Source organism: Pedobacter frigoris (genome assembly GCF_032678645.1).
GTDB classification, from domain to species: Bacteria; Bacteroidota; Bacteroidia; order Sphingobacteriales; family Sphingobacteriaceae; genus Pedobacter; species Pedobacter frigoris_A.
In genome coordinates this window covers 312,223-324,117 of sequence record NZ_JAVTSP010000002.1, presented here as the reverse complement: position 1 = coordinate 324,117, position 11,895 = coordinate 312,223, and the positions used below count along the sequence as shown (strand labels likewise).

7 protein-coding genes and 3 tRNA genes are annotated in these 11,895 nt (G+C 41.6%); 6 read left to right on the top strand and 4 right to left on the bottom strand.

Going from position 1 to position 11,895, the window contains the following annotated elements:
* The first annotated feature begins 46 nt into the window (after positions 1-46).
* Positions 47-2,782: an amidohydrolase family protein gene (locus tag R2Q78_RS07815; RefSeq protein WP_316790531.1), complete on the top strand. Its 2,736-nt coding sequence runs from the start codon at positions 47-49 to the stop codon at positions 2,780-2,782.
* A complete protein-coding gene (locus R2Q78_RS07810; protein WP_316790529.1) occupies positions 2,775-4,082 on the top strand; it encodes an amidohydrolase family protein in 1,308 nt (435 codons plus the stop codon). Before R2Q78_RS07815 ends, R2Q78_RS07810 begins: the two co-directional genes overlap by 8 nt.
* 67 nt (positions 4,083-4,149) lie before the next feature.
* Here R2Q78_RS07810 and R2Q78_RS07805 read toward each other — a convergent pair.
* Together R2Q78_RS07805 and R2Q78_RS07800 are read right to left on the bottom strand one after the other, a co-directional pair.
* Positions 4,150-4,294, bottom strand: a tRNA-Asp gene (locus R2Q78_RS07805).
* Positions 4,295-4,360: 66 nt separating this feature from the next.
* Positions 4,361-4,468, bottom strand: a tRNA-Asp gene (locus tag R2Q78_RS07800).
* Positions 4,469-4,622: 154 nt separating this feature from the next.
* Here R2Q78_RS07800 and R2Q78_RS07795 point away from each other — a divergent pair.
* Entirely contained in the window at positions 4,623-5,096 is a 474-nt protein-coding gene (locus R2Q78_RS07795) for an Lrp/AsnC ligand binding domain-containing protein (RefSeq protein ID WP_136836899.1), read from the top strand.
* Between the two features lie 84 nt (positions 5,097-5,180).
* Here the strand turns inward: R2Q78_RS07795 and R2Q78_RS07790 are convergent, their stop codons facing one another.
* Positions 5,181-6,197, bottom strand: coding sequence for a WYL domain-containing protein (locus R2Q78_RS07790; RefSeq protein ID WP_316790524.1), 1,017 nt, complete (start codon positions 6,195-6,197; stop codon positions 5,181-5,183).
* A 439-nt stretch (positions 6,198-6,636) separates the two neighbouring features.
* Between R2Q78_RS07790 and R2Q78_RS07785 the strand changes: the two genes are divergently transcribed.
* The 3 genes from R2Q78_RS07785 (at position 6,637) to R2Q78_RS07775 (ending at position 9,495) form a co-directional block, all read left to right on the top strand.
* Positions 6,637-6,698 (top strand) — tRNA-Ser (locus tag R2Q78_RS07785).
* A 421-nt stretch (positions 6,699-7,119) separates the two neighbouring features.
* Complete coding sequence (locus R2Q78_RS07780) at positions 7,120-8,214, top strand: slipin family protein (RefSeq protein ID WP_316790522.1); 1,095 nt, start codon at positions 7,120-7,122, stop codon at positions 8,212-8,214.
* Positions 8,215-8,277: 63 nt separating this feature from the next.
* Positions 8,278-9,495: an RtcB family protein gene (locus R2Q78_RS07775; RefSeq protein ID WP_316790521.1), complete on the top strand. Its 1,218-nt coding sequence runs from the start codon at positions 8,278-8,280 to the stop codon at positions 9,493-9,495.
* Between the two features lie 34 nt (positions 9,496-9,529).
* Here the strand turns inward: R2Q78_RS07775 and R2Q78_RS07770 are convergent, their stop codons facing one another.
* Positions 9,530-11,848 (bottom strand): Tex family protein, encoded by a 2,319-nt coding sequence (locus R2Q78_RS07770; protein WP_316790519.1) that lies wholly within the window; start codon positions 11,846-11,848, stop codon positions 9,530-9,532.
* Positions 11,849-11,895 lie beyond the last annotated feature (47 nt).

The window sequence follows — 11,895 nt, the reverse complement described above, 5'->3', positions numbered from 1 at the left end:
ATAAATAATACTGACTTTTTAATAAATTAGAGACTTACTTAAAATTATGAAGAAAATATTACTCAGCCTGTTGCTGTTTTTTTCGGCGATGTTGTCATTCGCGCAGCAGACTTACCCGGTCAATGGCTCATATGACATTCGACAGGGGCAATTTGCCTTTACCAATGCCAATATAGTAATGAACGCCAATCAACCCGCTGTAAAAGGCACATTGCTGGTTAAAGGCCAGACAATTCAGGCAATAGGCAGTGGAATCACGATTCCCAAAGGCTATGTAACTATAGACTTAAAAGGGAAGTTCATTTACCCTTCATTGATTGACCCTTTCACTTCTTATGGACTGGCCGAGGCAACTCGTGCAATTGCAGGAGCAAGACAGTCGATATTTACGTCGACTAAAAAAGGGGCGTATGGCTGGAATGAAGCCATAAGACCAGAAACCATGTCCAATACATTATTTGCAGCCGATAGCAAGCGTGCAGACGATTTAAGAAAAGCAGGTTTTGGAAGTGTGAATGCCATCAATCGTGATGGTATTGCAAGGGGAACATCAACAGCCGTAACACTGAGCGATGAACGCGAAAACAATACCATGTTAAACCCACGATCCGCCGCTAATTACTCTTTTAATAAAGGTACTTCACAAAACGATTACCCAACATCATTGATGGGTTCAATTGCATTGCTGCGCCAGACTTATTACGATGCACAGTGGTATGGTAAGCAAAAAGAAGAGTATAATATTTCCCTGGAAGAATTTAACAAACAGCAAAACCTGCCGCAGATTTTTGAAGCGGACGGATGGCTGAACATCCTGAGGGTAGATAAAATTGGAAAGGAATTTGGCAAGCAATACATCATCAAATCAAATGGCGATGAATACCAGAGAATAGACGCCGTTAAGGCAACAGGAGCAAGTTTGATCATTCCATTGAATTTTGTTAAGGCTTATGACGTGGAAGACAGCGTAGAAGCTAGAAATGTAACCCTCGCACAAATGAAAGCCTGGGAAATGTCGCCCGGCAATGCCGCTGCACTAGAAAAAGCAGGAATCAGATTTGCGCTTACGACATTTGGACTGGATAGTCCAAAAGACTTCTGGACCAATATCCGGATTGCACTCGAAAATGGTCTCTCTGAAAAACAGGCCTTTTTGGCGGTGACCGAGATCCCTGCCGCTATGATCGGTATATCAGATAAAGTCGGCACGCTCGAAAAGGGTAAACTAGCCAATTTCATCATTACATCCGATAGCCTGTTTAAAAGGAACACCATTATTGAAGAGAACTGGGTACAGGGCAAGCGTTTCATCGCAAATAAAAACAACACCAAAGAACTAAAAGATAGTATAAACAAACCACTGGCTAAAAAAGCAGATGCGATAAAAGAAAGTGCTGTAAAAGGCTCGTTAATTTATCCGTTCACGGCCTTTGGCAATGCCTCTTTGCCGAAACAAGAAACTATTTTACTAAAAAACGGCACGGTATGGACCAACGAAAAAGATGGTATATTACAAAATACCGATGTACTTCTGGAGAACGGAAAAATTAAGGCTATAGGTAAAAACCTCAATGCCGGAAATGCAAGGACAATTGACGCTACCGGCAAACACATCACCGCCGGATTGATAGACGAACATTCTCACATTGCAGGAACCGGTGGAATTAATGAAGGAGCACAATCTTCTTCTGCGGAGGTTCGTATAGCTGACATTATCAACTCTGAAGATGTAAATATTTACAGACAGCTGGCTGGTGGTGTAACAACTTCTCAAATCCTCCATGGATCGGCTAATCCTGTAGGGGGACAGGCACAGATGATCAAATTACGTTGGGGAAAACTACCCGAAGAAATGAAATTTACCGGTGGGGATACCTTTATCAAATTTGCATTGGGAGAGAACGTAAAGCAAAGTAATTTTGGTACTGGAGCAAGATTTCCTGTTACCAGAATGGGTGTAGAACAAGCTTTCATTGACGAATTTACACGAGCAAAAGAATATAAAATTGCCCTTGCAAAAAAAGGAAATATAGTAAGGCGTGACCTGGAACTGGATGCCATTGTTGAAATTCTGGATAACAAAAGATTCATTACCTGCCACTCTTATGTACAATCCGAAATTAATATGCTGATGCATGTTGCGGACAGCCTTGGATTTAAGATCAACACTTTCACGCACATCTTAGAAGGCTATAAGGTGGCAGATAAGATGAAGGCAAGGGGCATCAATGCTTCAACATTCTCCGACTGGTGGGCATATAAAATAGAAGTAGCTGAAGCCATTCCATATAACGGAAAGATCATGCACAATATCGGAATCACCACGGCATTTAACTCCGATGACGCGGAGATGGCACGCAGATTAAATCAGGAAGCCGGAAAAGCAGTCTTATATGGTGGAGTACCGGAAGAAGATGCTTTGAAATTTGTCACCCTTAACCCTGCCAAAATGCTGCACATAGATGATAAAGTCGGCAGCCTTAAACCAGGAAAGGACGCGGATGTGGTGCTATGGTCAGACCACCCTCTCTCTATCTATGCCAAAGCGGAGCAAACTTTTGTTGACGGCATACCTTATTGGGACATCAATCGTGATGCACAAGTTAGGCAGGCACAAAATACAGAACGAGCAAGATTGATCAAAAAGATGTTAGACAGTAAAAATAAAGGCGGAAAAACGCAACGACCACAAGCAGAAACGCCTAAATTATACCATTGTGAGACTATGGAGGATTACTCACAGGAACTTACAGAATTGGAAGGAGCACACTCACATGAATAAGTATATATTGACATTTCTGGCTTCTGCATTTGGATTAAGCTGTTTTGCACAAGCTAACATCTCACCTGCAAAACCTCAAAGTAAAAAGACCGCCATTATGGGTGCCAAACTACACCTTGGCAATGGCAAAACGATAGAAAACGGATACCTGATCTTTGATCAGGGGAAGATCATAGGAGTTGGAGATGCGACGTTAGTACGCTTAAGTCTGACTGATGCTACAGTGATTGACGGTAACAACAAACATATTTACCCTGGGTTCATTGCCCCCATCACCAACCTTGGTCTTTCAGAATTTGAATCAGTAAAAGCAACTTTAGATTTCGCAGAGATTGGGAGTATCAATACCCACATCAGATCTATTATCGCCTATAATACAGACTCAAAGGTTCCCCCAACGCTAAGAAGTAATGGCATTTTAATGGCCCAGGTTACACCGCAAGGCGGAACCATGTCGGGAAGCTCTTCTGTGGTGCAACTGGATGCGTGGAACTGGGAGGACGCCGCCATCAGAACCGATGATGCCCAACATTTAAATTGGCCTGCGACGCCTAAATTCAGAGGATCAGGTGGCAGAAACCCTTTTTCTGCGGATGCTTTGCAGGAAAGGACACAGGCTCAGATCAATGAACTCGAACAGCTTTTTACAGAAGCAAAGGCCTATGCAGAAACAGAGAAACCCGCGGTTGTAAATGCCAGACTCGCTGCAATGAAGCATTTGTTCGATGGAAAGCAAAAATTGTTCATTACAGTAAATGCGCAAAAGGACATTATTGCGGCAGTCAACTTTGCTAAAAAGCACGGAGTATCTCCGGTTATTGTTGGCGGGGATGAAGCTTATTTAATTATTCCTTTTTTAAAGGAGAACAACATTCCTGTCATTGCAAAACAACCTCACGCCCTGCCAAACTCTTCAGATGATGATGTAAACATGCCTTATAAAAATGCTGGCATACTAGCAAATGCAGGCATCACGGTGGTCGTTAGTATCGATGGTTACTGGCAGCAAAGAAATCTTCCTTTTATGGCTGGAACTGTGGCCGCGTGGGGACTAGATAAAGAGAAAGCACTTCAGACGATCACTTTAAACACCGCTAAAGTTCTGGGCATTGACAAAACGGCTGGCAGTCTTGAGATCGGAAAGGATGCGACTTTCTTTATTTCAGCCGGAGATGCATTGGATATGAAGACAAACAAAGTGGAAAAAGCTTTTATCCAGGGTCGCGACATCAATCTGGACAATCTGCATAAGCAACTGGATAGAAAATTCAGTGAAAAATATGAAGCAGGCAAAAAATAGGACAAAAAAAAGAGTGGCCCCATCCAAGGTCACTCGTTTTCAACTAACTTATTATTCATAAAAAAACTGGCTGTTGGGGAAGGAGTCGAACCTTCAAGGGGTAGTTAGCTACAGTTCAAAAATTAATTTGTGGTCAACCCATAAACTGCGTTTATCCATTTATCCCCACCACCGAGACAAGAAGGCGTGTCTGCCAATTTCACCACCCAACATTATTTAAAGTACTATCTTTTTTATCAGTAAGTTTGGTTTAGGTTGATTAACTTACTGATAAATAGCTGTAGGGGAAGGAGTCGAACCTTCAAGGAGTAGTTAGCCCTTACGGGTTTTCCATATTCTCCACCACCGAGACAAGGAGGTGCGTCTGCCAATTTCACCACCCTACAGAGTATAAGCAAATGTTAAAGAACTATATTTTTTGTTACTTGCTTGATACAAATGTAATGACAACCTCAATATGTTGCAAATATTTTAAACATTTAATTTTATTTTTATAATATTTATAATTAAATTTGATTATCGTTAACAAATATCAAAATCATGCTTAAAAAAGAAAGCCAAAATTTAGAAATTGATAACCTTGATATTGACATCTTAAAGCAATTGATGCAAGATGCCACGAAACCCTACACAGAAATTGCAAAAGATCTGATTGTTTCAGGTGGAACAATTCACGTACGCATGAAGAAATTGCAGGAAATGGGCATTATTAAGGGTTCCCATCTGATCATCGACCCTCAAAAAGCAGGCTACGATGTAACCGCATTTCTTGGTATTTATCTGGAAAAAGGAATACAATATAAAGATGCAGTAGCACAGTTGAGTAAAATCAAAGAGGTAGTAGAGCTTCATTATACCACAGGTGCTTACAGCATGTTTGCCAAGATCATTTGTAGAGATACCAGTCACCTGCGACATGTATTGAATGAAGAGATTCAGGCTGTTCCCGGAATACAAAGAACAGAAACTCTGATTTCATTGGAAGAGAGCATCAGAAGACAGATTGAGTTATAAAAACAACCGTTCTCTTCGAAGGTAATTTTTATTTTAAGCAGGGTGGATAAACTAGGAGCTGATTGATGTACGAGAATAAGGTTATTATTTCTCTTCATATTGTTCGGCAGACTGTACGAGCCTTTTTTTTATCCTCGAGGCAAGAAGTCTAGGAGAAAGCACTTTCATACATTCACCAAAGCCCAGGATTTCTCGTTCAAGTTCAAAATTTAACACTACATCTATTCTGATGACCACCCCTTCCCCATCTTCACTTAAAAGCTGTTGACTATGGTGAAGCGGTTTTGTCAATACATAGGGCGCAGTTATTCTGTCCACTTTCAGGACTACTTTTTGCCCCCTGTCTTTCTCTGATTTGGTTACACCCAACAAATCATCGAAATAACGGTCGAAATCTACACCGGTATATTCCACAAAAGGTTCTTTGCTGAGCTCCTGAAAATCTAAAATCCGATCCAGCGCCATGGTCACCAAAGCCTTCCCTCCTCTCGCTTTAACAAGCAAAAACCAGCGGTTCCGGTATTCCTTCAGCAAATAAGGATAATAAACGTTTCGGCTAGGCTGCTGGGCCTTAAATGACCGGTACTCTATAAGCAGGGCCTTTTTCTGGAGAATTGCCTGATACAAGGGATTGATATGTTCCAATCCGCGCAATTGCTTGTTCCCCTCAAACTGTATGTAGTTCTTATTGGGATGAGTCGATTTGTACAGATTGTTCTCTAGTTTGGTAATCATCTCACTCATTTCATCAAAGTAACTAAAGCCATTAAACTGTTTAAGAATACCCACAATCTCTTTCATTTTCTCTACATCTCCGCTATTGATCGGCACTTTGGTAATACTGTAAGAAGGATCGCTATAGCTGTAAAATTTTCTATCGGTTACTGCAATCGGGGCATTGTAGCCCAGTTTATCACTGCGCATCAATTGAATATCGGCCTGTATTGTGCGCTTACTTACTCCTGAAGTAATTCCTTCATATTCATAAATCATCTGCGCCACACGTTCAATTATGTCATCCAGGGTCCATTTTCTGAACCTGTTTTTTAAGCATTCATCAATAGTTTTGTAACGGATAAGGGCAAGTTTATTTACGGACATACAGCATAATCACTAAAAATCAATCTTAAAAATCAGAACATAAAGCTATAAAATCAAAATGATTACGCAATAGAAATGCGCAATTGAGTTGAAATTTACGTTAAAAACCAGAATATAAAAATTTATACTTCTGATAATCAAGACAATAAATATAATCCGAATAAAATTATTTTACTACGCAAGTATACCGCGCAACGGCGCATGCATCTTTGTAACGTCGGCAACGACAAGTGTTCTTTGAAGAAATAAACAGTACAAAAGTACTTTTAAGATATCCCCGCAAGGGGATGACAGTTTGAAAGGATAAACATCCACAGTTGAGGGTTTCTGTATGGCCCCATAGTATTGAGCTGATGAGCAGTAATATTCTGATGTTTAAAATGGAAAGATTGTCTCACGTTTGTGTGTCGCGGGTTCGACTCCCGCTCCCGGATAGAACCGGGATAACTCAGTGGTTAGAGTAACAAACCAAGTGCAGGTTCGAATCCTGCTTTCCGACCAAAACAGGAAACGCAATTGGTAGCGAAGCAATGGGCTCAAAATCCACAGCAAAAGAAGGGATACTTCAAATTTCCCACTCCAAAAAGGTACAAGGAAAAACTTCCGGTCGATAGCGCAAAAGCAGCATTGACAATTTGCAATGTGCTATGCAGGAAATAGACAAACCTGATTAAGATTGCGGATACTTTATCCATGAACAGGCGAAAGTCATTGAATAGTTATGGTGTGTTAACGCTCCAACGCTCTCCACCACAATAGTATCCAAGGCCCAAATGCTCAGGATGAAACTGCGACAGTCGGCTCAGGGGAAGAAATTTCTTCCGCATGATGCAAATGGAAGTTTTTCTGATTGCCTTAGCAAGCGAACAAACAAAGTCCACGATAGACGTGGCATAATTATAAACAAAAAAACCAAACAGAGATGAAAAGAGTAACAATTAACACCAATTCTGTTGGATTGGTTTACAAAAGAGGGGAATTAAAAAACGTATTAACCTATGGAAACCACTGGCTGGGCTTCAACGAAACAATAGAAGTGTACGACATGTCGAAAACCTTCATTGCTTCAGTGGAATTAGACGTTTTACTATTAAATAAAGATTTTGAAAACCTGGTAACCGTAGTAGAAGTAAAAGATGCAGAACTTGTATTGGTTTACCAAAACAGCAATTTTAAACAGGTATTGACTGCAGGAAAATATGCGTTCTGGAAAGGCTTAAATAAGTATACCTTTTTAACTGCCGACCTGAATAAATATGAGATCACAGAGAACATTGACAAGAATACGCTGGAAAAATCTCAAATGCTGGCATACATCAGGGCTTTTAAAGTTGAAACTTATGAAACCGGACTAATGATCGTAGATGGTGTATTTGAGAAAGGCCTGGAACCTGGAAATTATATCTTCTGGAAAAACAGCGCTACAATCCAGGTATTAAAAACCGACTTGAGGCAGTTGACCATGGAAATTGTTGGACAGGAAATCCTGACTAAAGACAAAGCCCAGCTGAGAATTAACTTCAGTGTACAATATAAAGTAACAGATGCCACAAAAGCATTATTGGAGAACAAAGAGTTTGACAAGCAAATGTATGTGATCATCCAATTGAGCCTGAGAGAATTTATTGGAAAAATGACCTTCGATGAATTGATGGAAAACAAAGAAAAAATCTCTGAAAGCATCATGACAATTGCAGCGGCAAAAGTGAGGCTACTGGGAATTGAACTGCTGAATTGTGGTGTGAAGGACATCGTGTTACCTGGCGACATCAGGGACATCATGAACCAGGTGCTCGTTGCCGAAAAAAGGGCGCAAGCCAACCTGATCACCAGGAGGGAAGAAACTGCATCCACAAGAAGCTTGTTAAATACAGCAAAACTGATGGAAGAAAACGCAATGCTCTACAAATTAAAAGAAATGGAGTATGTAGAGAAAATTGCAGAAAAGATCAACAACATCAGCCTGTCTGGCAGCGGACAAATTGTAGATCAGTTGAAACAAATTTTTGTAAAATAAATAGGTTTTGCAAAGCAATGACGCCCCTGCATAGTATGCTATGCAGGGTTAAAAAAAGAAAAAATGAAAAGAAACATTAGCGAGAATGAAATTCCTTTGAAAGTGCATCCAGATGAATATGCCAGATATGGTGAAACCTATATTGAAGAAGGTGCCAGAAAACAAATGGACATCGCCATGAAGCTCCCTGTGACGGTTGCAGGGGCTTTGATGCCCGATGCGCATCAGGGTTATGGCCTGCCGATTGGCGGGGTACTAGCTACCCGTAATGCCATTATCCCATACGGAGTGGGTGTCGATATTGGTTGCAGAATGGCTCTTTCCATCTTCGATATTCCTGAAAGCGATTTTTACGGAAATGAGGCGAAGTATAAAAGGGAATTGATTGCACACACTAAGTTTGGCGCAGGCCATGGCTTCCATGGGAAAGAAAAATCAGACCATGCCATTATGGACATCGCTGATTTTAATGCTACAACGCTATTAAAGCAGTTAAAAGACAAGGCCTATAGCCAACTGGGAAGCTCGGGCGGAGGTAACCATTTCGTGGAATGGGGAATCATTGAATTTGAGAAAAAAGATGAAGCACTTGGCATTGACAAAGGGAAGTACCTCGCATTGTTGACACATTCCGGTTCCAGAGGGTTCGGGGCTACAATAGCCGGTTATTACACCAAACTCGCGAAAGAGATTTGCAAGTTACCTCAAGAGGCCGCAAACCTTGCTTATCTGGACATGAATTCTGAAGCAGGACAGGAATACTGGCTGGCGATGACCCTTGCCGGAGATTATGCTTCTGCCTGCCATGAAGTAATTCATGATAAGCTCACAAAAGCAATAGGAGGAAATGTTCTGGCCAAGGTAGAGAACCATCATAATTTTGCCTGGAAAGAGACCCTTAATGGTGAGGAAGTAATTGTTCATCGAAAAGGGGCTACGCCAGCAGCGAAGGGCATAATGGGAATTATACCAGGCTCCATGACAGCTCCCGGGTTTCTGGTAAGAGGAAAAGGAGAAACAAACTCAATCAACTCAGCAGCCCATGGAGCAGGACGTCAAATGAGTCGTTCTAAAGCAGTGAAGAACATTTCCAGAGATGAAATGCTGAAAGTACTGGCAGACCACGACGTAATCCTTATCGGAGCGGGGCTAGATGAAGCCCCCATGGCCTATAAAGATATCAATATGGTCATGGACGCACAAAAAGACCTAGTCGACATTGTTGCGAGCTTTACGCCTAAAATTGTAAGGATGGCCGATGATGGCAGTCGCGAGGATTAATAAAAAAGAGGAGCCTTTACAGCTCCTCTTTTCCCTATTTAAACATATTTTTCAATGCTTCCAGTTTCATCTGTAAATCACCATCAGGCAGCGGTTTTTCCTTTTGCCCACCTTTCTGATTTGACTGAGGCTTTGAAGGTTTTCGATGCTGATCAGGTTTGGCAACCGCTCTAAATGGCTTACTCTGCTTATCATTCCTGTTTTTATTATCTTGCTTAGGCTTTTGTGATCCATCCTTCATAGAAAGGGAAATACGTTTTCTCGCTATATCGACTTCTACCACAGTGACCTCTACCTTCTGATGTACTTTAACGACCTCATTTGCATTGGCAACAAACTTATCGGATAGCTGACTGGTATGTACCAGTCCGTCCTGATGAACGCCTATATCTACAAAAGCCCCAAAATTGGTAATGTTGGTCACTATACCCGGAAGCTTCATGCCAATCTTAAGATCAGCAATTTCATTGACACCATCTGTAAAGCTGAATACCTCAAACTGTTCACGCGGATCCCTGCCTGGCTTGGCGAGCTCATTCATGATGTCATTTAGAGTCGGCAACCCGATCTCATCACTTACATATTGCTGCAACTTGATCTGTTTCCTCAATTCCGCATCCTTCATCAGTTGAGCCACGCTACAATTCAGGTCTCTTGCCATTTTATTGACCAAGGCATAACGCTCAGGGTGTACAGCACTGGTGTCAAGTGCATGTTCTGCATTTCTTATCCTTAAAAATCCGGCAGCCTGCTCAAAAGCCTTATCTCCCAAACGGGGAACTTTTTTCAGGCTTTCTCTATTTTTAAAAGCGCCATGTTCATTACGGTAATTCACAATATTCTGTGCCAATTGTGGTCCAAGACCCGATACGTAAGCCAGTACCTGTTTAGATGCCGTATTCAGCTCCACCCCTACAGCATTTACACAACTCATTACAGTATCATCCAATGATTGCTGAAGTTTGTTCTGGTCTACATCATGCTGATATTGTCCCACGCCAATAGATTTAGGGTCAATCTTAACCAGTTCGGCCAATGGATCCATCAACCTTCTTCCAATAGACACCGCTCCCCTTACTGTAATATCATGGGTAGGAAACTCTTCTCTGGCTACTTCTGACGCTGAATAAATGGAAGCACCATTTTCATTGACCATGACAATCAATACACCATCCAGTCCCAGACCTCTAACAAAGACCTCTGTTTCACGACCTGCAGTTCCATTTCCGATTGCAATAGCTTCTACTTCATGTTTATTACAAAGCTGTTTAATTACAGCAGCAGCCTCTACAACTCCCCGCTGCCCATTATGAGGATAGATGGCTGTATTTTCCAGTAGCTTTCCTTGTCTGTCCAGGCAAACCACCTTACATCCCGTCCGGAATCCCGGATCAATTGCAAGTACATTTTTTTCGCCCATTGGAGCTGCCAATAGCAATTGTCTGGCATTTTCTGCGAATACCCTGATTGCTTCTTCATCCGCCTTTTCTTTAGAGAATCCCCTGATCTCATTTTCCATGGCAGGGCCAAGCAAACGCTTGTAGCTATCCTGTACAGCCAGTTTTACTTGTTTAGCGCTTGCATTGTTAGCGGTGACGAACTGTCTTTCCAACAACTCAATTGCTCCCTCTTCAGCCGGCATGGTTTCCAGTTTCAGAACACCTTCATTTTCTCCTCTTCTAATGGCAAGTACACGATGAGAAGGACTTGATTTTAATGGCTCGCTCCACTCGAAATAATCTTTATACTTAATCCCTTCCTCTTCCTTGCCTTTTACAACAGTGGATTTAAAAGCTGCATTCTGTTGAAAATATTTACGCATAGATGTCCTTGCCTCAACATTTTCATTTACAATCTCAGCAATGATATCCCTTGCACCAGACAAAGCCTCATCAGTAGAATTCACCCCCAGCTCCGTGTTCAAAAATTTATCTGCTTCGGTTTCAGGGTCAAGTTTAGACTGTTCCAGTAAGGCAAGAGCTAAGGGCTCCAAGCCTTTCTTACGAGCCTCAGAAGCTCTGGTTTTACGTTTTGGTTTATAAGGCAGATAAATATCTTCTATGGTTGCAATATTTGTTGCTGCATTGATTTGGGCCTCCAGTTCTGGGGTCAGTTTTTCCAATGCACCCAATGCTTTTAAAATAGCTTCTCTACGTTTATCCAGCTCTCTAAGCTGTTGGAAACGATCGCGGATAGCTGCAACTTGTACTTCATCCAGACTGCCGGTCATTTCTTTCCGGTAACGTGAAATAAAGGGAACCGTTGCCCCTTCATCCAATAACTCAATAGTAGCGATGACCTGCTTTTCTGCTACTGCCAGTTCAGCAGCAATTATTGTCGAGTGATTACTCATTTTAATCTCTATTTGATTGATATTTCAAGTACAATTCGGGCAAAATT

Excerpts from the sequence above, each read along its gene's own strand:
- R2Q78_RS07775 (WP_316790521.1), top strand. The coding sequence starts at position 8,278 with ATGAAAAGAAACATTAGCGAGAATGAAATTCCTTTGAAAGTGCATCCA.
- R2Q78_RS07770 (WP_316790519.1), bottom strand. The coding sequence starts at position 11,848 with ATGAGTAATCACTCGACAATAATTGCTGCTGAACTGGCAGTAGCAGAA.
- R2Q78_RS07815 (WP_316790531.1), top strand. The coding sequence starts at position 47 with ATGAAGAAAATATTACTCAGCCTGTTGCTGTTTTTTTCGGCGATGTTG.
- R2Q78_RS07790 (WP_316790524.1), bottom strand. The coding sequence starts at position 6,197 with ATGTCCGTAAATAAACTTGCCCTTATCCGTTACAAAACTATTGATGAA.
- R2Q78_RS07810 (WP_316790529.1), top strand. The coding sequence starts at position 2,775 with ATGAATAAGTATATATTGACATTTCTGGCTTCTGCATTTGGATTAAGC.
- R2Q78_RS07795 (WP_136836899.1), top strand. The coding sequence starts at position 4,623 with ATGCTTAAAAAAGAAAGCCAAAATTTAGAAATTGATAACCTTGATATT.
- R2Q78_RS07780 (WP_316790522.1), top strand. The coding sequence starts at position 7,120 with ATGAAAAGAGTAACAATTAACACCAATTCTGTTGGATTGGTTTACAAA.